A 22,670-nucleotide genomic window follows, 5' to 3' on the forward strand; every position below is an offset into this window, starting at 1 on the left:
CCCCTGGGATGTGCCACAGCGTTTGTGGGGCAGGTGCAATACCTGCCTCTTTATGCACGGGCAACAAAGGAGAAGCTGTATGCAAGTCAATATCAGTGGACAGCATGTAGAAGTCACCCAGCCACTGCGCGATTACGTGCTTGAAAAGCTCGCCCGCGTGGAAAGTCACTTCGACAAGATCACCAACGTGCAGGTCATCATGAAGGTCGAGAAGCTGCAGCAGAAGGTCGAGGCGACCCTGCAGATTCCCGGCGGTGAAGTGGTAGCCAACGCCGAACACGAAGACATGTATGCAGCGATCGACGCCTTGGCCGACAAGCTCGACCGCCAACTGAAAAAACACAAGGAAAAACAGCAAAGCTTGCTGCAAGGTGCAGCTGCCCGCTGATCCCCCTCATCCATGATCCGACTTGAAACCATCCTGACCCCCGGCCGTTCCCTTGTGAACGTGCCGGGCGGCAGCAAGAAGCGCGCCCTGGAAAAGGTCGCCACCGTCATCGCCGACCAAGTACCCGAACTGGAGATGCAAGTCGTCTTCGAAAAACTGGTCGCCCGGGAAAAACTCGGTTCGACCGGTTTCGGCAACGGCATTGCCATCCCACACTGCCGCCTTGAAGGATGCTCCGCCCCGGTCAGCGCCCTGCTGCACCTGGAGGCCCCAATCGATTACGACGCCATTGATGGCGCGCCGGTGGACCTGCTGTTTGTCCTGCTGGTGCCTGAGGCCGCCACCGATGCGCATCTGGAACTGCTGCGCCAGATCGCCAGCATGCTCGATCGCAAGGAGGTCCGCGATCGCCTGCGTGCGGCCACCAGCAGTGAGGCCCTGTTCCAGGTTGTCCTGGACGTACAGAACGAGCATTGACCATGCGCTTGATCATTGTCAGCGGCCGCTCCGGCTCCGGCAAGAGCACCGCCCTCGATGTCCTGGAAGACAACGGTTTCTACTGCATTGACAACCTGCCTGCCGGGCTGCTGCCACAGTTGGCGGAAAATGCACTGATCAACACTGAACTGCTGCAACCCAAGGTGGCCGTGTCGATCGATGCGCGCAACCTGCCCAGCCACCTGACGCGCTTCCCGGAATTGCTTGAAGACGCGCGTGCCCGGCACATCCAGTGCGACGTGCTGTACCTGGATGCCGACGAAGACATGCTGCTCAAGCGCTTCTCGGAAACCCGCCGGCGCCATCCGCTGACCAACGCCAACCGCTCGCTCGCCGAAGCGATCCGCGTAGAAAGCGAGTTACTGGGGCCGATCGCCGACTTGGCTGACCTCAAGATCGACACCACCAACCTGAACCTGTACCAGTTGCGTGACTCGATCAAGCTGCGTCTGCTCAACCAGCCCGAGCCTGGCACTGCGTTTCTGGTCGAGTCGTTCGGCTTCAAGCGCGGCATGCCGGTCGACGCTGACCTGGTGTTCGATGTGCGTTGCCTGCCCAACCCGTACTGGAAGCCCGAATTGCGTGAGCATTCCGGCCTCGATCAACCGGTTATCGATTACCTGGCCGCACAGCCGGATGTCGAAGACATGTATAACGATATCTCCAGCTACCTGCTCAAGTGGTTGCCACGCTTTGCCGCCAGCAACCGAGCCTACGTCACCATTGCCATTGGCTGCACTGGCGGTCACCACCGTTCGGTATACATCACCGAGCGCCTTGGTCAACAGTTGCAACAGTCCCTGAAAAACGTCCAGGTCCGCCACCGCGACCTCTAGCCCAAGGATCCACCCTAAATGCCCGCCCGCGAAATCACCATCATCAACAAGTTGGGTCTGCATGCCCGGGCGGCAGCCAAGTTCGTCGGCGTGGCCGGCCGCTTCCCTTGCACAGTACGGGTAGGCCGCGCGCCGGACAAACTGGTGGATGGCAAGAGCATCATGGCAGTGATGATGCTGGCGGCTGGCAAAGGTACCCAGGTGCACCTGCACACCGAGGGTGAGCAGGACACCGATGCCATGGATGCGCTGGTCGAGTTGATCAACAACTTCTTCGACGAAGGCGAATAACCCACAGTTTACCTGCGCTGCTCAGGATCGACGGGGCGCTACGCAAGGCCGCCCCCCCACAGCCATCCCGATTATCCTGATGACCGATCAGGACATCGCGGTATCCATCACCATCATCAGGCAAAAGCCAATACATAGCCCCAGGCTGGCCAAGCGATGATGGCCGTTGCTGCGCGATTCCGGGATGATCTCCTGGGTCACTACCAGCAGCATCGCCCCCGCCGCGCAGGCCAGGCCCAGCGGCAGTAGCAGTTCGGCAATGTTCACCAGCCAGGCACAGATCACTGCGGCCACCGGCTCGACCAAGCCTGACGCGGCGCCGATCAGGAAGGCCCTGAAGCGCGACATGCCCGCCCCGGCCAGCACCAGCGCAATGACCAACCCCTCAGGCACATCCTGCAAGGCTATGCCCATGGCCAGGCTGTCGGCGTCGGCCATGCCACCACCGGCTGACACACCGATAGCCATGCCTTCGGGGATGTTGTGCGCGATGATGGCAATGACAAACAGCCAGATACGCGCAGCAATCACCGGCTGGTTGCCGGTACCGACCAACGCTTCTGGGGAAGCGCCAGACACCTTGAGGTCAACCAGAAACAGGCACAGCGCACCGAACAACAAGCCAAAGCTGATCAGGCCACCCGCCCCCCAAGGGCTGAAGCCAATGGCCTGGGCCGCGCCCAAACCCGGGATGATCAGGGAAAACGCGGTGGCCGCCAGCATCACGCCAGCGCCGAAGCCCAGCAGCGTATCGGCCAGTGCCACCGGCATGTTGCGAATGACCAGTACCGGTACTGCGCCCAACGCCGTGCCGAGTGCGCAGACTGCACCGCCCTCCAGGGCGCGCAGCATGCGGGGCTCCAGGTCCAGCCAGGCTAGGCCACGCGCTACCAGCAGCGCGGTGCCGGCCAGCAAAAGCAAAGTCCCAAGCGCCAGGCGGAACAGGCGCACACTGCTGACAGACATCACCTCAGAGCGCATACCGGTTCGACTCACTTCAGGGCTTCGAGGTAACGGCGTGCCACTTCTGCCCAATCAATGACGTTGTAGAACGCACCGATGTATTCCGGACGACGGTTCTGATACTTCAGGTAGTAGGCATGCTCCCACACGTCCAGACCAAGGATCGGCGTATTCCCGTGCATGAGCGGGCTGTCCTGGTTGCCGCTGCTCTCCACCACCAGGGTTTTCTGCGGTGTGACACTGAGCCAGGCCCAGCCGCTGCCAAAGCGGGTCAGTGCAGCCTTGGTGAATGCCTCTTTGAAGGCCTCGAAACCGCCCAGTTGTGCAGCCACCGCTTGAGCCAACTGGCCGACAGGCTCACCACCGCCCCGCGGCGACATCACGGTCCAGAAGAGGCTGTGGTTGGCGTGCCCGCCACCGTGGTTGGTCACAGCACCGCGAAGGTGTTCCGGCAGTTGCTTGACCGCACCGACCAGTTTTTCCACCGGCCATTCAGCCCATTCGGTACCTTCGAGGGCGGCATTGAGGCCGTTGACGTAGGTCTGGTGGTGTTTGGTGTGGTGGATTTCCATGGTCTGGGCGTCGATGTGCGGTTCCAGCGCATCGTAGGCGTAAGGCATTGCAGGCAGGGTATGAGGCATGTCAGTGAATTCCGTAGGCATGGGTTCTGGGCGCCATGTGCGGCTGGCCAGCAAGTTCGCTGGCACCGGCACCCTGGCGGTTGAGCAGGCGTTCCGTACGCGGGTACTGGCCGTACTCGGCGATGAAACTCAGCAGTTCGGTGTAGGTGCGCCCACTGTGGCGCAAGGCGGCATCACGCAGCGGCTGCGGCAAGCGCGCCTCCTGGCTGGCCCGCAGCAGCCGCTGGTGAGCGGCGCACAGGTAGTCGGCGCTTTCCTGCGGTTGGTTCAGGCGCAGGTGCAGGTCGGCCAGGTTGTGGTGGGCGATGACGAACGCGGCCACCGCTTCGTCGACGTCATGCCAGCGCTCGAACAGCACCTGGGCCAGCGCCAAGGCTTGCAGGTAGTGTTCCCGGGCATCGACCAGCTCGCCTTGCTCGAACAGGCGGTTGGCGGTTTCCGTGGTGCGTTTCCAGTGCTGCATGGTGGTCTCCTGGGCGGCAACGCAGGGTCAGATGCCGCCAGCGGTGAGTTTTTCCGGATCCAGCAGCGCTTCAAGCTGGTCACGCGACAGGTCGGTGTGCTCCAGCGCCACATCGATGATCGGACGGCCCTGCTTGTAGGCGGTCTTGGCGATTTCGGCGGCCTTGAGGTAGCCGATGATCGGGTTCAGCGCAGTGACCAGGATCGGGTTGCGCGCCAGGGCTTCCTTGAGCTTGCCCTCGTTGACCTTGAAGCTGGCGATGGCCTTGTCGGCCAGCAGGCGGCTGACGTTGGCCATCAGCTCGATGCTTTCCAGGAGGTTGCGGGCAATCACCGGCAGCATCACGTTCAGCTCGAAGTTGCCAGACTGGCCAGCCACGGCGATGGTGGCGTCATTGCCGATCACCTGGGCGGCGACCATGGCTGTGGCCTCCGGAATCACCGGGTTGACCTTGCCCGGCATGATCGAAGAACCCGGTTGCAAGCCTTGCAACTCGATCTCCCCAAGGCCGGCCAACGGGCCGGAATTCATCCAGCGCAGGTCGTTGGCGATTTTCATCAGTGCCACTGCGGTGGTCTTGAGCTGGCCGGAGAGGGCCACGGCGGTATCCTGCGAGCCGATCAAGGCAAACAGATTCTGCCCCGGGGTGAACTCGACCTGGGTCAGGCCGCTGAGCTGGCGGGCGAAGCTGGCAGAGAACTGTGGGTGAGCGTTGATGCCGGTACCCACGGCGGTGCCGCCCTGGGCCAACGCCTGCAGGCTCGGCAGGGTGGCTTGGATGTGTGCCTTGGCGCCGTTTACCTGCGCGGCCCAGCCATCCAGCACCTGGCTCATGCGCACCGGCATGGCATCCATCAAGTGGGTCCGGCCGGTTTTGACATACTGATGCACTTGCACCGACTTGGCCTCGATCACCTGGGCCAGGTGGCTCAGCGCCGGCAACAGCTGCTCGTGCAGCGCCAACGCCGCACTGACGTGGATGGTGGTGGGGATGATGTCGTTGCTGCTCTGGCCACAGTTGACGTGGTCGTTGGCATTGATTGTTTCACCCAGAACGCGGCTGGCCAAGGTAGCGATCACCTCGTTGGCGTTCATGTTCGAGCTGGTGCCGGAACCGGTCTGGAACACATCCACAGGGAAGTGCTGAATGAAGTCGTCGGCCAGCAATTGCTCGACGGCCTTGCCGATGGCCTGGCCCTGCGCGGCAGTCAATTGCTCCAGCTCGACGTTAGCCTTGGCGGCAGCAGCTTTGGCCAGCAGCAGCGCACGAATGAACTGGGCCGGCATGCGCTGGCCGCTGATTGGGAAGTTGTCGACCGCGCGCTGGGTCTGGGCACCGTACAGGGCCTGGGCCGGCACCTGCAGCTCGCCCATGCTGTCACGCTCGATACGGGTATCACTCATCATCAAATCCTTGCATCGGTTCATCGGGAGAAATCGACGGCAGCAGGCGGCAGTCAGCCAGCTGCAGAGCGTAGGTTTGCCAGCGCTGGTTGCGTTCCTGGCGGTCGAGATTGCGCAGGTCCAGCAGCGGGCGCCAGGCCTGGTCCAGGCACAGGCAGCGCCAATGCCAGGGCAGCATGCGGTCGCAGGCGGTATCCAGCAGCAGGCGGAAGGAGGTCAGCGCCACCGTCCATGGCGAGGTCTCGGTACAGCACACCAGGTAGCGGCCTTCGGCCAGGTAATGCTCGATCAGGCGCGGCTCGTCAGGTTCAAGTGCGCAACGAATACGCCGGCTGAGCCAGCGCCAGTTTTCCAGGTAGGGCAGTTCGCGGAGGACGGGTTTCATGAACATCATCGCCGAGTTACTGGATAATGATATTCATTATTAATTGATAAACAGAATCACTTCAAGAGAAAGGTGATGAATCAAAAAAACCCGGCGCGAGGGCCGGGTCTTCAGATGTGCGCCCGCGAAAGGGCCGGGACAGACTAGAGATCAGCTACCCGCAACCGTCATGCGCTCGATCAGCACCGAGCCAGTGTGAATATTGCTACGGGTTTCAAGATCGCTGCCAATCGCGACAATCTGTTGGAACATATCCTTCATATTACCGGCGATAGTGACTTCCTGCACGGCATGCTGGATCTCGCCGTTTTCTACCCAGAAACCCGCCGCACCGCGGGAGTAGTCACCTGTCACCATGTTCAAACCATGCCCCATCAACTCGGTTACCAACAACCCGCGGCCCATTCGGCGAATCAATGCAGCCTGGTCTTCGACACCATGGCTGACGAACAGGTTGTGCACACCCCCCGAGTTGGCCGTACTCGGCAGGCCCAGCTTGCGCCCCGAGTAAGTCCCCAGCAGGTACGACACCAGCTCACCCTTGTCGACGAACGGCTTGGCATAGGTAGCCAGGCCATCACCGTCAAATGCAGCACTGCCGAGGGCACGCGGGATGTGCGGGCGCTCGTCGAGTGTCAGCCAGGACGGGAACAAGCGCTGACCGATCGTGCCCTCGAGGAACGACGACTTGCGGTAGAGGTTCCCACCGGAAATCGCCGACAGGAAGCTGCCGAACAGGCCGCCGGCCAGTTCAGCCGAGAACAACACCGGCACCTCGCAAGTGGGCACCGGCCGTGCGCCCAGGCGGCTGGCGGCCCGCTGGGCAGCGCGCACGCCGATGCTGCGCGGGTCGGCCAGCAGGCTGCCCTGGCGGTTCACGTCATACCAGTAGTCACGCTGCATCTGCCCGTCGCCTTCGGCAATCATCACGCAGCTCAGGCTGTGGCGAGTCGAGGCATAACCGCCGATGAAGCCGTGGCTATTGCCATACACACGGCAGCCCTGGTGGGTATTGAGGGTGGTGCCATCGGCGTTGAGGATGCGCGGGTCGGCGTCGAAAGCGGCTGCCTCACACGCCTGGGCCATCTCGATCGCCCTCTCCGGCTCGATGTCCCAGTCGTGATAAAGGTCCAGGTCGGGGACTTCACGGGCCATCAGTGCCGCGTCGGCCAAGCCCGAACATTCGTCCTCGGAAGTGTGTTTGGCAATGGCCAAGGCAGCAGCGACGGTCTCGCGGATCGCGTCCGGGCCACTGGCCGAGGTGCTGGCCGAGCCTTTGCGCTGGCCAACGTAGAGGGTGATGCCAAAGCCCTGGTCGCGGTTGAACTCGACCGTTTCGACCTCGCGCTGGCGTACGGTGGTGGACAGGCCCTGCTCCAGCGACACAGCCACTTCGCAGGCACTGGCCCCCTGGCGGCGCGCCTCGGTGATGATCGCCTCGACCTGCTCCTGCAATGCTGGCAGGTCTTTCGGACCTACGCTCTGGACTGCACTCATGGTTCTCTCCACTCAAATTCTGCGTTCGGCGAGGGTCATTCTACGACCGGGCCGGACAAGCGGCCCCCGACTGGTTATCATGGCGGCGATTCTTAGCGGACTGCCACCATGGTTGATTCAAACGACGACGCCTTCGACGGCGAAAAAAGCAAAACCCAGATCAAGCGCGAGCTGCATGCCCTGGTCGAACTCGGCGAGCGACTCACCACGCTCAAGGCCGATACCCTGGCGCGCCTGCCGCTGACCGACGAGCTGCGCAAGGCATTGGCCGAGGCCAGCAAGCACACCGCTCATGGTGCCCGCAAACGCCACATGTCGTTTGTCGGCAAGCTGATGCGCGTGCAGGACCTGGATGCCATCCATGCCTTGCTCGAGCAGATGGACAGCTCGACCCGCCAGTACAACGAGCGCTTCCATGGCCTGGAGCGCTGGCGTGACCGGTTGATCGACGGTAACGACGAAGACCTCGAGCGCTTCGTCAACGAATACCCCGACACCGATCGCCAGCAGCTGCGTTCGCTGGTGCGCCATGCCCAGCACGAAAAGGCCCGGAACAAACCACCGGCCGCCGCGCGCAAGGTCTTCAAGTACATTCGCGACCTCGACGAGTTGCAGCGCGGGCTACGCTGACGGACCGGGACCCTGTGGGAGCGGGCATGCCCGCCCCCACAACGGTTCCCGAAGCCCTCAAGCCCCGGTACCGCCCACGGTAATCGCATCCAGCTTCAAGGTCGGCTGCCCTACCCCGACCGGCACAGACTGCCCGTCCTTGCCACACGTCCCCACCCCGCTGTCCAGCGCCAGGTCATTACCGACCATCGACACCCGGCTCATCGCCTCCGGCCCGTTGCCGATCAGGGTCGCGCCCTTCACCGGTGCGGTAATCTTGCCGTCTTCGATCAGGTAGGCTTCACTGGTCGAGAACACGAACTTGCCGCTGGTGATGTCCACCTGGCCACCACCGAGATTGGCGCAGTAGATACCCTTCTTCACCGACGCGATGATTTCCTGGGGGTCGCTTTCGCCGGCACGCATGTAAGTGTTGGTCATGCGTGGCATCGGCAGGTGCGCGTAGGACTCACGGCGGCCGTTGCCGGTCACCGCCATGCCCATCAGGCGCGCGTTGAGCTTGTCTTGCATGTAGCCCTTGAGCACGCCGTTCTCGATCAGCGTGGTGCACTCGGTCGGGGTACCTTCGTCGTCCACGCTCAACGAGCCGCGGCGGCCTTCGAGGGTGCCATCGTCGACGATGGTGCACAGGCTCGACGCAACCTTCTCGCCAATCCGTCCGCTGAACGCTGAACTGCCCTTGCGGTTGAAGTCACCTTCCAGGCCGTGGCCGACCGCTTCGTGCAGCAGCACGCCCGACCAGCCCGAGCCCAGCACCACCGGCAAGGTACCGGCCGGTGCCGGGATCGCTTCCAGGTTGACCAGGGCCTGGCGCAACGCCTCGCGGGCATAACCCATGACCCGCTCTTCGGTGAAGAAACGGTAGTCGGTACGGCCGCCACCGCCCTGCCCGCCACGCTCGCGACGGCCATTCTGCTCGACGATGACGCTGACATTGAAGCGCACCAGCGGGCGCACGTCGGCGGCCAGGCTGCCATCAGCGGCCGCAATCAGGATGCGCTCCCATACCCCGGCCATGCTGACGCTGACCTGCTGGATACGCGGGTCGAGCGCACGGGTGGCAGCATCGACACGCTTGAGCAGCTCGACCTTCTCGGCACGGCTGAGCACGTCCAGCGGGTTATCCGCTGCGTACAGGGCGGTCACGTCCTGGCTGCGGAAGGCCTGCACCGTGCCGTTTTGCCCGGCACGGGAAATCGAACGGGCAGCGCGGGCTGCCGAAGTCAGTGCTTCGAGGTTGATGGCGTTGCTGTAGGCGAAACCGGTCTTTTCCCCAGACTGGGCACGCACGCCGACGCCCTGGTCCAGGTTGAAACTGCCCTCTTTGACGATGCCGTCTTCCAGCGCCCAGGTTTCCGAGATCTGGCCTTGGAAATACAGGTCGGCGGCGTCGATGCCGGGGCCGGCCAACTCACCCAGCACGCTCTGCAGGCTGTCCAGGCTCAAGCCGCCTGGGGCCAGGAGCTGCTCACTGACGGTGGATAACATCTGGCTCATAGTCACTCCGAGGTGTGCGCAGGTCGCAACGCGCCCTGCGAAAAAAAGCGCCGGTGCGATACCACCGGCATGCGCGCCCGGATGGACGCTTGTTCTTCAATGTTGCGCTCGGCGAGCAGTACCGCTTCGCCTTGCGCCTGTTCTGCGATGATGCGGCCCCAAGGGTCGATAATCGCCGCATGGCCATGGGTTTCCCGGGGGCCTGGGTGGGTGCCGCCCTGCGCCGCAGCCAGCAGGTAGCATTGGGTTTCGATGGCCCGGGCCCGCACCAGCACTTCCCAGTGCGCGGCGCCAGTCACTGCCGTGAAGGCCGCCGGAGCAGTAATCAGTTCTGCACCGGCAGCGCGCAATGCGCTGTACAACTCGGGAAAGCGCAGGTCGTAGCACACGCTCAGCCCCAGCCGCCCAACCGGCGTATCAGCCACCACCACCTGGGCGCCGTGGGCATAGTCATCCGATTCACGGTAACGCCCGCGGTTGTCGGCCACGTCCACGTCGAACAAGTGCAGCTTGTCATAGCGCGCTGCTACCTCGCCGTGTTCATCGATCAGTAGCGAGCAGGCATGAGCCTTGGCCTCGGGCTGCCCGACCGGCGGCAGGGGCAAGGTACCGGCGACTATCCATAACTTGAGGTCGCGAGCAGTACGTTTCAACCATGGCAGGATCGGCCCTTCACCCAAGGCTTCGGCACGACCTATGGCAGCGGCGTCCTTGCGGCCCATGGCGGCAAAGTTTTCCGGCAGCACCGCCAGCCGCGCGCCGCCCAATGCAGCCTGCTGCAACAGGGCGCCGGCACGCTGCAGGTTGGCCAGCACATCGTCCTGGCTGACCATCTGGATTACCGCTGCCTTCATGGGCACTCCTGGCTCTATTTCTCGAAAGGTTTCACAAAGGTGATTCTAGGCTCTTTCCACGGGCCTTCGACACGGTAGTGCACGCTGGCAAAGCGCGACACCCGGTCACCGATCAGCCGATCGACGAGGAACAACGCCCCGCCCACTGCCGGCGCGCCGACGATCAGCGCGGCCAGCGGCAGGTTGTTGGTCACCGGCAGGCTGACCTGCAGATTGGCATTAACCTGGTCACGGACCATGTCCAGCGTGCCCTCCAGCTCGAAGCTGCTCGACGGGCCGGTCATGGTGATCGGTTCGCGGGTCACGTAGACCCCATCACTGGCCACCAGCAGCCCTTTAACCCTGTCATAAGCCAGGCCCTTGTCGAACAGGTCGGAGAAATCCAGGCGCAGACGGCGACCGATCGAATTGAAGTTGAGCAGGCCGAACACCCGCAAGGCCTGGGCGCTGCCTTCGACCTCGACGAACTGGCCCGTGCGCAACGCCGCGTCCATGCTGCCCGAGAAACGTTTGAGGCCCACCGCAGCCGGTGAGCCCGGCCAGCGGCCGTCAACGTCCAGGCGAAAATCTCGGCTGGTCACCGTCGGGGCAAAACCCCAGGCCTTGAGGACATCGGCCAGGTTCTCGCCATCCAGGCGGCCCTTGTACCAACTGCTGGTCTTGCCGGTTTCGCCCTCCCAGCCACCGCCGCCGTCGATGCGCAAGCCTTTGAAGTCGAGGTCGATATCGCTGGCGGTCACACCACGCGCGGTTGGCCGCAGCTTGACCGCGGCACTGCCGAACAGGTCGTCACCTCGGTACAGCTTGTCGATGCTCAGGTCCAGCGCCGGGACCTTGCGCGGGTCGAACGACGCCAGCGGGTCGGGGCCATCCTGGGCTTGTTCTTCAGCTTGCTTTTCAGCTGGGCTGGGCGCGGGCAGGCGCAAGGTCTGCATGCGTACGACCATGGGCGCGCCCTTGGCATCCGGCACCCGGGCGTTGCCGATGACTTCCTTGCTGTCCAGGCGCAGGTCCCAGGCCGGGCCGCCCCGGGCCAGGCGAACCACCGCCTGGTTCAGGTCCATGCCGAAGGCTTTCAACTGGCCAATGCTCAGGTCAACGCTTTGCAGTTTCTGTCGCGCACTACCGCCCGGGTCGTCGCCGGCCAAACGCGCCGCCTGCTCCTGCCAAGGTGCCAGATCCAGCGTATCCAGACGCCCACGTACCCGCAGGCCCTGGCCGGCCGGAACTTGGGCGTCACCTGTACCCAACAGCAACTCGCCCCGCCCCTGGGCCAGGTTGTCACCCGGCGCGGCATAGGCTAAACGGGCAAGGTCGGCGTAGGTAGCGTCAATACGTCGTTCCGGGCCTTGCAGGTTCATGCTGAAACGGCTGTCACGGGTATCGGCAGCGGCCTTCCCGAACGGCGCTGGCAGGTCAATGGCCAGCCCTTTGAGACTGGAGGTGACGCTCAGGCGGTTGTCCCGGCTGCCCAGGCTGAGCTGCAATTGGTACGGCAGGTCACCGGATGCCGGCAAAGCCTGGTTGAACTGCAACCAGTCGGTCAGCGCCTTGAGCGAAACCTGGCCATTGGCATCGATGCGGGTCTGCATCTGCCCGGCCTGGCCTTCGGCGGTGATTTGTGCGGTTACCGGCTTGCCGAACGCCTGCAGGCTGATGGCCTTGCCGCTCAGGCCCTTGTCGAAGTCGAAGCTGAAGTCCCCCTTCAGGCGGCTCAACTCCAGGCTCGGCGGGGCAACTTTCAGGCGTGCATCGCGGGTGGCGAAGTCGACCTGCACTTTCGGCCGCTGCCCATGCGCCAACGGGATATCGAGTTTGAGTTTGCCTTCGAGCGGCCCCTCGCCCTCCCAGCCGGCAAAGATCTCACCTGTGCCAATCGGCGCTTCCTTGAGAATCCTCAAGCCATCGCCCAGGCTGCCATCAAAGTCGCCATCGAGGAACAGGTGGCTGGGCTGGCCCTCCTGGACATGTGGGATATCCACCGTCACATCGCTGACCTTGGTGTCGAGCAGCACACCACGCTGGGCCTTGATGCGTACGCCGCTGTCTTCTATGAAGACATCGCCATCCACGTGCTGTACCTGAGGCCAGCCAGGCTGGAAGTCCAGCGCAGCGTCATGCACCTTGAAGAACAGGCTGATGCTGCGCGCTTCAGGCGCCGCGCCGTGGTTCAGCGAGCCCTGGTACTGGAAATAACCTTCGTCCACGGCGCCCTTGACGATTGCACTGCGCAACCACTCGTCCAGTGCCGGGCTGAGGACCTCGGGCAGGTACTTGGCGGTATAGCGGCCATCGCCTTCGGTCAGGCCAACCCGCAAGTCCATGTAGTCTTCGCGGCCTTCCTCGAACAACAGGCGAATCAGGAAGTCCCCGGCGATCTTGCCCTCCTCGCCCAGCACCTTGAGGTACGGCGCAATCAGGGTGAAGCCGTCTTTGTCGAGTGCCCAGACCAGCCGCGCATTGGCCTTCTGGTAATGCCAGGGCTTGGCGAAGATCGGGTACAAATGCAGCATGAACGCATCAGTGTCGAGGCGCAGTTCACCGTGCCCCAGGTCACCACTGATGCTACCGCTGACGTTACCCGCCGCCGGGGCATTGTGGTAGGCATCGAAGCCGACCTTGTCCAGGTTGGCTGCGAATTGCAGGCGCTGATCCCCTTCAGCCTTGGGCCGGGCCTCCAGCCGTACATTACGCAGTGCGCCAGTCACGTTCAGGCCATCGACCACGGCCATGACCTTGTCCGGCAGCGGTGCCAGGGCATTGATCAGCGGGGTCAATGGCGTCAGGTCAAGCCGGTCGGCCTGAACCTGCCAGCGTTCATCAGCGTCGTTCTCGCCAGGACGTTGCTGCAACTGCAGGTGCGATTCCCAGCGCGTCTTGCCGATGTCCATGGCCAGCGAGTCGACGGCCACGTCGAAGCCTTGCTCCCGACGCTGGAACCAGGCACCCAGGGCCAGGTTATTCAGGGTGGCAGCCTTGCGCCCGCTGTAGGCGCCCTTCATCTCCGGAGCGTTGAGCCGCACCACGGCCTGTTGCAACTGTCTCTTGCCCCACTCGACCCAGAACTCACCCCCCGCGCGCAGGGTATCAGCCTGCCATTGCCCCAGCAGGCTTGGCGGCAACCAGCGCGACCAGTCGCTTTGCGGCAAGCTGAGATAGGCCTCAACCTCACCATCGCGCCAGGCCTTGGCCGACACCCGGCTATGCAGGCTCAGCGCCAATGGCTGGCCATCGGGCAAGGTCGCCCGCAGGTCCAATGCCTGGCGCGAAGCACCGGCCTGCAGGCCCGCGCTGACGTAAGTCAGGGTCAGCGGGTCGCGCTGCCAGGGGTATACGGTGACCTGGCTGTCGAACACATCGACGCGGCCCAGTTGGCGCAGGCGCTGCAGCAGGTTGGCAGGGTCCAGCGGCGTGTCGTCTTTCTTCGGCAGCCCTTCAAGGTTCCAGGCGCCCTGGTCGTTCTCACGCAGGATGAGCTGCAAGCCACCCAGCTGGATGCGCGCCAGGCGCACCTCACGGGCGGTGAGGCTGGCCCATATGTCGGGCACTACCATGACTTCATCCAGCCGCAACGCTTTGGCGCCCTCGCCCAACTGCAGGTCGCGCACCCGAAGCACCGGCGCCAGGCCGCTCCAGTGCCCTTCAAGCGCACCTACATGCACGGGCAGGCCAAGCGCCTGCTCGGCCTTGCTCTCTACATCGGCGCGATACTCGGCTACCAGGGGCACCAGTTCACGGCCGAGGCTGACGTACAGCGCCACCAATACCGCCAACAGGGCGCAAATGCCCAGCCCCCAGCGGGTCAAGGCGACAAGAACGCGGGTCAGACGTCCCATGGCCGTGGCCCTCCAAGTCGTTTATCCATGATGGCCCGTCGCGCAGGTTTTGCCAGCGTGACAATGCCGCGGCGTAGTTCAGAAGGCCTCAGAGCAGCACCACGTCGTACTGTTCCTGCGAATACATCGACTCGACCTGGAAGCGAATGGTTCGACCGATAAAGGCCTCCAGCTCCGCCACGTTGCCTGATTCTTCGTCCAGCAGACGGTCGACCACCTTTTGGTTGGCCAGCACACGGTAGCCTTCGGCCTGATAGGCACGGGCCTCACGCAGGATCTCGCGGAAGATTTCGTAACAGATGGTCTCGGGCGTTTTCAGCTTGCCACGGCCCTGACAGGCCAGGCAGGGTTCGCACAGCACCTGCTCGAGACTTTCGCGCGTGCGCTTGCGGGTCATCTGCACCAGGCCCAGTTCGGTTATGCCGATGATGTTGGTCTTGGCGTGATCACGCTCGAGTTGCTTCTCCAGGGTGCGCAGCACCTGGCGCTGGTGGTCCTCATCTTCCATATCGATGAAGTCGATGATGATGATGCCGCCGATGTTGCGCAGGCGCAGTTGCCGGGCGATGGCGGTGGCAGCCTCGAGGTTGGTCTTGAAGATGGTCTCTTCAAGGTTGCGGTGGCCAACGAAAGCCCCGGTGTTGACGTCGATGGTGGTCATCGCTTCGGCCGGGTCGACCACCAGGTAGCCACCGGACTTCAGCGGCACCTTGCGCTCCAGGGCGCGCTGGATCTCGTCTTCGACGCCATACAGATCGAAAATCGGCCGTTCGCCAGGGTAGTGTTCAAGGCGGTCGGCGATTTCCGGCATCAGTTCACCGACGAACTGGGTGGTCTTCTGGAAGGTCTCGCGCGAGTCGATGCGGATCTTCTCGATCTTTGGGTTGACCAGGTCGCGGAGGGTACGCAGGGCCAGGCCCAGGTCCTCGTAGATGACCGTGGGCGCACCGCAGGTCTGGATCTGGGTGCCAATCTGCTCCCAGAGGCGACGCAGGTAGCGGATGTCCTGCAGAATTTCTTCGGCACGCGCGCCTTCAGCGGCAGTGCGCAAGATGAAGCCGCCGGCATCCTTGATGTTCTCGCTGTCCATGCAGACACTGACCACCTGTTTGAGGCGCTCGCGCTCCGCTTCGTCCTCTATTTTCAACGAAATACCGACGTGGCTGCTGCGCGGCATGTACACCAGGTAACGCGACGGGATCGACAGCTGGGTGGTCAGGCGAGCGCCTTTGGTGCCGATCGGGTCCTTGGTCACCTGCACGACGAGGGCCTGGCCCTCATGCACCAATGCAGTGATGTTTTCAACCGCCGAACCTTCGCGCTGCGAGATCTCCGAGGCATGGATGAACGCCGCGCGCTCCAGGCCGATGTCGACGAAGGCCGCCTGCATGCCCGGCAGCACACGCACCACCTTGCCCTTGTAGATGTTGCCGACGATGCCACGGCGCTGGGTGCGCTCGACGTGCACTTCCTGCAGCACCCCGTTTTCCACCACCGCCACGCGTGACTCCATCGGGGTGATGTTGATCAGGATCTCTTCACTCATGGCAGGCTCTCGTCAAAGGTCTTTTGTAATGATGGATGGGCTATGCAGTGCTGGCTACCGCTGGTTTGTTACCTCTGGCGTATGCGCAGGTGATTGCCAGCAGGCGATGCCGAACTGGCCGAGCAGATCGGCCGTTTCACAGAGCGGCAAGCCGACCACCGCCGAGTAACTGCCGGACAGGCCTGTGACGAACACCGCGCCCAGGCCCTGGATGGCATACCCGCCGGCCTTGTCGGCGGGCTCGCCGCTGGCCCAGTAGCGTTGCGCCTCACCAGCGGTGATCTCGCGGAAACGTACCCTGCTCGTCACACACAGGCTCTGCACGCGCTGCCCATCATTCAGGGCGACCGCAGTCAGTACCTGATGCTCGCGCCCAGACAGGTCAGCCAGCATGGCCAGGGCATCTTCGCGGTTTTCCGGCTTGCCGAGAATTCGACCATCGAGCACCACCGCAGTGTCTGCGCCGAGCACCACCGCCGGACCGGCGACAGTGGCCAGGCCGGCGGCCGCTTTGGCCCGGGCCAGGCGCTCAACGTAGGCCGGCGCGCTTTCGCCGCTCAGCGGGGTTTCATCGATGGGGGCGCTGACGACGCTGAACGTTACGCCAATCTGGGTCAGCAGTTCACGCCGACGAGGCGAGCCAGAAGCCAGGTGTAGCGGGTTCATGCAGACATCTCCCTGTCAGCGGCACTTTGCCGTCAGTTGATATGCAAGCGTCGGCGCAGGTCGCGCAGGGCGAAACTGATCCACGGCCAGAGCAAGGCACTGATCACCGCCGACCAGACCAGTGCCAGGGTAGGCAGGCGGTTGCCGGTCAGGGCGCTGAGCCATAGCTGGATCAGTTGGGCGATACCGAAAATCACCAGGATGACCAGGCTTTGCTGCCACATGGGAAACATGCGCAGGCGCTGCTGCAAGGACAGCACCAGGAAGGTGATGAGGGTGAGGATCAGCGCGTTCTGCCCGAGCAGGGTGCCGTACAGCACGTCCTCGGCCAGGCCCAACACGAATGCCGTGGTCATGCCAACCTTGCTCGGCACGTTCAAGGTCCAGAACGACACCAGCAAGGCCAGCCACATGGGCCGGAACACTTCCATGAAGTGCGGCATGGGCGAAACGCTGAGCAACAGGCCGATGGCAAAAGTCAGCCAGATAACCCAGCCGTTGTTACGGCGTGATGCAGCCATCATTGCCTCCGGGGGGTAACGGGTGCGGCAGCCGGGGCAGCGGGCTGTGCGGCCGGGGCTGCGGGCTGTACCGCTGGCGTGGCAGCCGGTGGCTGTGCGACCGGGGCGGTAGCGGTAGGAGCAGCCTGCTCGCCGCTGGCAGCCGGCTGGCCGGCGGGGGTAGCGCCTTTGCGGTCAGCCTCTTCCTGGGCGATAGCGGCATCGGTCGCGCGCTGCTCTGGGCTACGACGGTCGCTGAACACCAGTAGCATGTAGCGACTGCGGTTCAGCGCGGCGGTTGGGATAGCGCGAACGATCGCGAAGGGCTGGCCGGAGTCGTGGATCACTTCGTTCACCGTGGCCACCGGGTAGCCGGCAGGGAAACGCTGGCCCATGCCGGAACTGACCAGCAGGTCGCCTTCCTTGATGTCGGCGGTATCGGCCACATGGCGCAACTCCAGACGCTCCGGGTTCCCCGTGCCACTGGCGATGGCCCGCAGGCCATTGCGGTTGACCTGCACCGGAATGCTGTGGGTGGTGTCGGTCAGCAGCAGCACCCGCGAGGTATAGGGCATCAACTCGACCACCTGGCCCATCAGGCCGCGGGCATCGAGTACCGGTTGGCCGAGGAACACACCGTCGCGCTCACCCTTGTTGATCAGGATGCGATGGGTGAACGGATTGGGGTCGACCCCGATCAACTCGGCGACCTCGACCTTCTCGTTGACCAGCGCCGAGGAGTTGAGCAACTCGCGCAAGCGCACGTTCTGCTCGGTCAGGGCCGCCAGCTTCTGCAAGCGCCCCTGCAGCAGCAGGGCTTCGGTCTTGAGCTTCTCGTTTTCGGCTATCAGCTCGGTACGGCTGCCGAACTGGCCGGCCACGCCTTGCCAGGCACGCTGCGGCAGGTCGGTGATCCAGTAGGATTCCATCAGCACCAGGCCCATCTGGCTGCGCACGGGCTTGAGCACATCGAAGCGCGCGTCGACAACCATCAACGCGACCGACATCACCACCAGGACGAGCAGGCGAACGCCCAGCGAAGGGCCCTTGGAGAAAAGCGGTTTAATGGGCCGTTCCTCGTGGACGACTCAGGAGGTCATTGGACATGGGACAACGCACCAGCCTGGTTGCGGATTGACGGATACGGCGCCCGAACGGGCGCCAGCCCAGCACATACAGGTAGCACTGTGCGTACTACCTGTAAACCGGGCGCTCGTGAACAGCGAGCGGGATCACTCGCTGGAGAGCAGGTCCATCGCATGCTTGTCCATCATCTCCAGGGCGCGACCGCCGCCACGGGCGACACAGGTCAGCGGGTCCTCGGCGACGATCACCGGCAGGCCGGTTTCCTGGGCCAGCAGCTTGTCGAGGTCACGCAGCAGCGCACCACCACCGGTCAGCACCAGGCCACGCTCAGCGATGTCCGAGGCCAGTTCGGGCGGCGATTGCTCCAGGGCGCTCTTGACCGCCTGGACGATGGTCGCCAGCGATTCCTGCAGCGCTTCGAGCACTTCGTTGGAGTTGAGGGTGAAGGCACGCGGTACGCCCTCGGCCAGGTTACGGCCACGCACGTCGACTTCACGGACTTCGCCGCCCGGGTAAGCCGTACCGATTTCCTGCTTGATGCGCTCGGCGGTGGATTCGCCGATCAGGCTGCCATAGTTGCGGCGCACGTAGGTGACGATGGCTTCGTCGAAGCGGTCGCCGCCAACGCGGACGGATTCGGCATAGACCACGCCGTTCAGGGAGATCAGGGCGATTTCAGTGGTACCACCACCAATGTCGACGACCATCGAACCGCGGGCCTCTTCGACCGGCAGGCCGGCACCAATGGCAGCGGCCATCGGCTCTTCGATCAGGAACACTTCACGGGCACCGGCCCCCAGGGCCGACTCGCGAATGGCGCGGCGCTCTACCTGGGTCGACTTGCACGGTACACAGATCAGCACGCGCGGGCTTGGCTGCAGGAAGCTGTTCTCGTGAACCTTGTTGATAAAGTATTGCAACATTTTTTCGCAGACGCTGAAGTCGGCGATGACGCCGTCCTTCATCGGACGAATGGCTGCAATGTTGCCAGGCGTACGGCCCAGCATGCGTTTGGCTTCGGTACCGACGGCGACGACGCTTTTCTGGTTGCCATGGGTACGGATGGCAACAACCGAGGGCTCATTCAGGACGATACCGCGCTCACGCACGTAAATAAGGGTGTTGGCAGTACCCAGGTCGATGGAAAGATCGCTGGAAAACATGCCACGCAGTTTCTTGAACATGGGAAAGTGACCCTGGGGAAAGCGTGGGTAAAAAAGTGCGGCAAACTCTAACAATGGCAGGGATTTTGGGCAAGGAGCCAATATGTTAAATTGGCTGTTTTTCCGAGCACGCCAGCAGAAATTCGCGGCCGTTAGACCGTCAGAAAGCTGACATGTTCCTCACTGCGGACCCAAATTCCGTTCTTTGTTTCCCCTGGAGATCCTCATGGCGCTTGAACGCTGCGACGTGGAAAAGATCGCCCATCTGGCCCGTCTGGGCCTGAATGATGGCGAACTGCCACGCATTACTGACGCCCTGAACAGCATTCTCGGCCTGGTCGACCAGATGCAAGCGGTCGACACCACGGGCATCGAGCCCCTGGCCCACCCACTGGAGGCCAGCCAGCGCTTGCGCCCCGATCAGGTCACCGAAAGCAACCAACGCGACGCCTACCAGGCAATCGCGCCATCGACCGAAAGCGGTCTGTACCTGGTTCCCAAAGTCATCGAGTAAGGGATAGAGCCTGCCATGCATCAATTGACCCTGGCCGAGATCGCCCGCGGACTCGCCGACAAGTCGTTTTCCTCCGAAGAGCTGACCGGCGCGCTGCTGGCGCGCATCAAGCAGCTCGACCCACAGATCAACAGCTTCATCAGCATCACCGAAGACCTGGCCCTGGACCAGGCACGCGCCGCCGACGCCCGTCGCGCCGCCGGCGAGAGCGGCGCGCTGCTGGGCGCGCCGATCGCCCACAAGGATTTGTTCTGCACCAACGGCGTACGCACCAGCTGCGGCTCGAAGATGCTCGACAACTTCAAGGCGCCCTATGACGCCACCGTGGTCGCCAAACTGGCCGAAGCCGGCATGGTCACCCTGGGCAAGACCAACATGGACGAATTCGCCATGGGTTCGGCCAACGAATCCAGCCACTACGGCGCGGTGAAGAACCCGTGGAACCTCGAGCACGTGCCGGGCGGTTCGTCGGGCGGCTCGGCTGCGGCCGTGGCCGCACGCCTGCTGCCGGCCACCACTGGCACCGATACCGGCGGTTCGATCCGTCAGCCGGCGGCACTGACCAACCTCACCGGCCTGAAACCGACGTACGGTCGTGTTTCGCGCTGGGGCATGATCGCCTATGCCTCCAGCCTCGATCAGGGCGGCCCGCTGGCCCGTACCGCCGAGGACTGCGCGCTGCTGCTGCAAGGCATGGCCGGTTTCGACGCCAAGGACTCCACCAGCATCGAAGAACCGGTGCCGGACTACAGCGCCAGCCTCAATGCTTCGCTGCAAGGGCTGCGCATTGGCCTGCCGAAGGAATACTTCGGTGCCGGCCTCGACCCCCGCATCGCTGAACTGGTCCAGGCCAGCGTCAAGGAGCTGGAAAAGCTCGGTGCCGTGGTCAAGGAAATCAGCCTGCCGAACATGCAGCACGCCATTCCGGCCTACTACGTGATCGCTCCGGCGGAAGCCTCTTCCAACCTGTCGCGCTTCGACGGTGTGCGCTTCGGCTACCGCTGCGAAGAACCGAAAGACCTCACCGACCTGTACAAGCGTTCGCGTGGCGAAGGCTTCGGCGTGGAAGTACAACGTCGCATCATGGTCGGTACTTACGCCCTGTCGGCCGGCTACTACGACGCCTACTACGTGAAGGCACAGCAGATCCGCCGCCTGATCAAGAACGACTTCATGGCTGCCTTCAACGATGTCGACCTGATCCTCGGCCCGACCACGCCTAACCCGGCCTGGAAGCTCGGCGCCAAGAGCAGCGACCCGGTCGCCGCCTACCTGGAAGACGTCTACACCATCACCGCCAACCTGGCGGGCCTGCCGGGCCTGTCGATGCCAGCTGGCTTCGTCGACGGTCTGCCGGTCGGCGTACAACTGCTGGCGCCCTACTTCCAAGAAGGCCGCCTGCTCAACGTCGCGCACCGCTACCAGCAAGTGACCGACTGGCACACCCGCGCCCCCAACGGCTTCTGAGGAATTCACACATGCAATGGGAAGTTGTGATCGGGCTGGAAATCCACACTCAGCTCGCCACCCAGTCGAAGATCTTCTCCGGCAGCGCCACCACCTTCGGCTCCGAGCCGAATACCCAGGCCAGCCTGGTTGACCTTGGCATGCCTGGCGTACTGCCGGTGCTGAACCAGGAAGCCGTGCGCATGGCGTGCATGTTCGGCCTGGCGATCGACGCCGAAATTGGCAAGCGCAACGTGTTCGCGCGCAAGAACTACTTTTACCCGGACCTGCCCAAGGGTTACCAGATCAGCCAGATGGACCTGCCGATCGTGGGCAAGGGCCACCTGGACATCGCCCTGGAAGACGGCACCATCAAGCGCATCGGCGTAACCCGCGCGCACCTGGAAGAAGACGCCGGCAAGAGCCTGCACGAAGACTTCAGCGGCTCCACCGGCATCGACCTGAACCGTGCCGGCACCCCGCTGCTGGAAATCGTTTCCGAGCCTGACATGCGCAGCGCCAAGGAAGCCGTTGCCTACGTCAAGGCAATCCATGCGCTGGTGCGCTACCTGGGCATCTGCGATGGCAACATGGCAGAAGGCTCACTGCGTTGCGACTGCAACGTGTCGATCCGCCCGAAGGGCCAGGCCGAATTCGGTACCCGCTGCGAGATCAAGAACGTCAACTCGTTCCGTTTCATCGAACGTGCGATCAATAGCGAGATCCAGCGCCAGATCGACCTGATCGAGGACGGCGGCAAGGTGGTACAGGAAACCCGCCTGTACGACCCGAACAAGGACGAGACCCGCTCCATGCGCAGCAAGGAGGAAGCCAACGACTACCGTTACTTCCCCGACCCGGACCTGCTGCCGGTGGTGATCGAGGACAGCTACCTCGAAACCATCCGCGCCGGCCTGCCGGAGCTGCCACCGCAAAAAGTCGAGCGCTTCCAGAGCCAGTATGGCCTGTCGGCCTACGACGCCAACGTGCTGGCGTCCAGCCGTGAGCAGGCGGACTACTTCGAAGAAGTGGTGAAGACGGGTGGCGACGCCAAGCTGGCCGCCAACTGGGTCATGGTCGAACTGGGCAGCCTGCTGAACAAGCTGGGTGTCGAGATCGACCAGGCGCCGGTCAGCGCCGCTCAGCTGGGTGGCATGCTGCTGCGCATCCGCGACAACACCATCAGCGGCAAGATCGCCAAGACCGTGTTCGAGGCCATGGCTGCCGGCGAAGGGGATGCCGACAGCATCATCGAGAGCAAAGGCCTGAAGCAGGTCACCGATACCGGTGCGATCGACAAGATGCTCGACGAAATGCTGGCTGCCAACGCCGAGCAGGTGGAACAGTATCGCGCGGCTGACGAGGCCAAGCGCGGCAAGATGTTCGGCTTCTTCGTCGGCCAGGCCATGAAAGCCTCCAAAGGCAAGGCCAACCCGGGGCAGGTGAACCAATTGCTCAAAGCCAAGCTCGAAGGGTGATTGTTTTACCCCTGTAATGCTGCGAGGGCTTTGCCCTCGTTCGCGGCTAGAGCCGCTCCTGCACAAGCCAGCGCTTTACCTGTAGGAG

General features: G+C 63.3%; 22 protein-coding genes. 8 read left to right on the top strand and 14 right to left on the bottom strand.

The features are described from left to right. Positions 1–79 precede the first annotated feature (79 nt). Genes hpf through DMX11_RS12890 form a run of 4 tightly spaced genes read left to right on the top strand, consistent with a single transcriptional unit; the run spans position 80 to position 2,013 of the window. A complete protein-coding gene (hpf, locus tag DMX11_RS12875) occupies positions 80–388 on the top strand; it encodes a ribosome hibernation-promoting factor, HPF/YfiA family (protein WP_003255135.1) in 309 nt (102 codons plus the stop codon). 12 nt (positions 389–400) lie between these two features. After that, positions 401–865: a PTS IIA-like nitrogen regulatory protein PtsN gene (gene ptsN, locus DMX11_RS12880; RefSeq protein WP_110744873.1), complete on the top strand. Its 465-nt coding sequence runs from the start codon at positions 401–403 to the stop codon at positions 863–865. A 2-nt stretch (positions 866–867) separates the two neighbouring features. Next, positions 868–1,722 (top strand): RNase adapter RapZ, encoded by an 855-nt coding sequence (rapZ, locus tag DMX11_RS12885; RefSeq protein ID WP_110744874.1) that lies wholly within the window; start codon positions 868–870, stop codon positions 1,720–1,722. 18 nt (positions 1,723–1,740) lie between these two features. Then, positions 1,741–2,013 carry an HPr family phosphocarrier protein gene (locus DMX11_RS12890; protein ID WP_110744875.1) on the top strand — a complete coding sequence of 91 codons (273 nt, stop codon included), beginning with the start codon at positions 1,741–1,743 and terminating at the stop codon, positions 2,011–2,013. 87 nt (positions 2,014–2,100) lie between these two features. On the opposite strand, the gene DMX11_RS12895 is transcribed toward DMX11_RS12890, so the two are convergent. The 6 genes from DMX11_RS12895 to pmbA form a co-directional block, all read right to left on the bottom strand. Continuing rightward, a complete protein-coding gene (locus tag DMX11_RS12895) occupies positions 2,101–2,994 on the bottom strand; it encodes a ZIP family metal transporter (protein ID WP_110744876.1) in 894 nt (297 codons plus the stop codon). A gap of 11 nt (positions 2,995–3,005) precedes the next feature. After that, entirely contained in the window at positions 3,006–3,617 is a 612-nt protein-coding gene (locus DMX11_RS12900; RefSeq protein ID WP_110744877.1) for a superoxide dismutase, read from the bottom strand. A gap of 1 nt (position 3,618) precedes the next feature. Further along, positions 3,619–4,080: a hypothetical protein gene (locus DMX11_RS12905; protein ID WP_110744878.1), complete on the bottom strand. Its 462-nt coding sequence runs from the start codon at positions 4,078–4,080 to the stop codon at positions 3,619–3,621. A gap of 27 nt (positions 4,081–4,107) precedes the next feature. Beyond that, positions 4,108–5,484 carry a lyase family protein gene (locus DMX11_RS12910; RefSeq protein ID WP_110744879.1) on the bottom strand — a complete coding sequence of 459 codons (1,377 nt, stop codon included), beginning with the start codon at positions 5,482–5,484 and terminating at the stop codon, positions 4,108–4,110. Further along, on the bottom strand, positions 5,477–5,878 hold the full coding sequence (locus tag DMX11_RS12915; RefSeq protein ID WP_110744880.1) for a FagA protein: 402 nt from the start codon (positions 5,876–5,878) through the stop codon (positions 5,477–5,479). The genes DMX11_RS12910 and DMX11_RS12915 overlap by 8 nt, the downstream gene beginning before the upstream one ends. 141 nt (positions 5,879–6,019) lie before the next feature. Continuing rightward, entirely contained in the window at positions 6,020–7,366 is a 1,347-nt protein-coding gene (gene pmbA / locus DMX11_RS12920) for a metalloprotease PmbA (RefSeq protein WP_110744881.1), read from the bottom strand. A 108-nt stretch (positions 7,367–7,474) separates the two neighbouring features. Here pmbA and yjgA point away from each other — a divergent pair, with 108 nt between their 5' ends. Then, positions 7,475–7,996 carry a ribosome biogenesis factor YjgA gene (gene yjgA, locus DMX11_RS12925; protein WP_009683052.1) on the top strand — a complete coding sequence of 174 codons (522 nt, stop codon included), beginning with the start codon at positions 7,475–7,477 and terminating at the stop codon, positions 7,994–7,996. Between the two features lie 57 nt (positions 7,997–8,053). Here the strand turns inward: yjgA and tldD are convergent, their stop codons facing one another. The 8 genes from tldD to mreB all read right to left on the bottom strand — a co-directional run bounded on the left by tldD (position 8,054) and on the right by mreB (position 19,165). Next, positions 8,054–9,493 carry a metalloprotease TldD gene (gene tldD / locus DMX11_RS12930; RefSeq protein WP_110744882.1) on the bottom strand — a complete coding sequence of 480 codons (1,440 nt, stop codon included), beginning with the start codon at positions 9,491–9,493 and terminating at the stop codon, positions 8,054–8,056. A 2-nt stretch (positions 9,494–9,495) separates the two neighbouring features. Then, entirely contained in the window at positions 9,496–10,347 is an 852-nt protein-coding gene (locus DMX11_RS12935) for a carbon-nitrogen hydrolase family protein (RefSeq protein ID WP_110744883.1), read from the bottom strand. 14 nt (positions 10,348–10,361) lie between these two features. After that, complete coding sequence (locus tag DMX11_RS12940) at positions 10,362–14,183, bottom strand: YhdP family protein (protein ID WP_110744884.1); 3,822 nt, start codon at positions 14,181–14,183, stop codon at positions 10,362–10,364. Between the two features lie 88 nt (positions 14,184–14,271). Next, positions 14,272–15,729 carry a ribonuclease G gene (gene rng / locus DMX11_RS12945; protein WP_110744885.1) on the bottom strand — a complete coding sequence of 486 codons (1,458 nt, stop codon included), beginning with the start codon at positions 15,727–15,729 and terminating at the stop codon, positions 14,272–14,274. Positions 15,730–15,783: 54 nt separating this feature from the next. Beyond that, the gene (locus DMX11_RS12950; RefSeq protein ID WP_110744886.1) at positions 15,784–16,395 is read right to left on the bottom strand and encodes a nucleoside triphosphate pyrophosphatase; all 612 of its coding nucleotides are present in this window, start codon (positions 16,393–16,395) and stop codon (positions 15,784–15,786) included. A 32-nt stretch (positions 16,396–16,427) separates the two neighbouring features. After that, positions 16,428–16,916, bottom strand: a complete 489-nt coding sequence (gene mreD, locus DMX11_RS12955; protein ID WP_110744887.1) for a rod shape-determining protein MreD — start codon at positions 16,914–16,916, stop codon at positions 16,428–16,430. Continuing rightward, positions 16,916–17,932, bottom strand: a complete 1,017-nt coding sequence (gene mreC, locus DMX11_RS12960) for a rod shape-determining protein MreC (protein ID WP_371921793.1) — start codon at positions 17,930–17,932, stop codon at positions 16,916–16,918. Before mreC ends, mreD begins: the two co-directional genes overlap by 1 nt. Positions 17,933–18,127: 195 nt before the next feature. After that, entirely contained in the window at positions 18,128–19,165 is a 1,038-nt protein-coding gene (mreB, locus tag DMX11_RS12965; RefSeq protein ID WP_003255163.1) for a rod shape-determining protein MreB, read from the bottom strand. Positions 19,166–19,370: 205 nt separating this feature from the next. Here mreB and gatC point away from each other — a divergent pair, with 205 nt between their 5' ends. From gatC to gatB, 3 genes are read left to right on the top strand one after another with little or no spacing between them, the layout of a single operon-like run. Continuing rightward, on the top strand, positions 19,371–19,658 hold the full coding sequence (gatC, locus tag DMX11_RS12970) for an Asp-tRNA(Asn)/Glu-tRNA(Gln) amidotransferase subunit GatC (protein WP_003255165.1): 288 nt from the start codon (positions 19,371–19,373) through the stop codon (positions 19,656–19,658). Positions 19,659–19,673: 15 nt separating this feature from the next. After that, positions 19,674–21,125, top strand: coding sequence for an Asp-tRNA(Asn)/Glu-tRNA(Gln) amidotransferase subunit GatA (gene gatA, locus DMX11_RS12975; protein WP_110744889.1), 1,452 nt, complete (start codon positions 19,674–19,676; stop codon positions 21,123–21,125). An 11-nt stretch (positions 21,126–21,136) separates the two neighbouring features. Next, positions 21,137–22,582, top strand: a complete 1,446-nt coding sequence (gene gatB, locus DMX11_RS12980; RefSeq protein ID WP_110744890.1) for an Asp-tRNA(Asn)/Glu-tRNA(Gln) amidotransferase subunit GatB — start codon at positions 21,137–21,139, stop codon at positions 22,580–22,582. Positions 22,583–22,670 lie beyond the last annotated feature (88 nt).

This window comes from Pseudomonas sp. LB-090624 (assembly GCF_003205205.1).
Taxonomy (GTDB): Bacteria; Pseudomonadota; Gammaproteobacteria; order Pseudomonadales; family Pseudomonadaceae; genus Aquipseudomonas.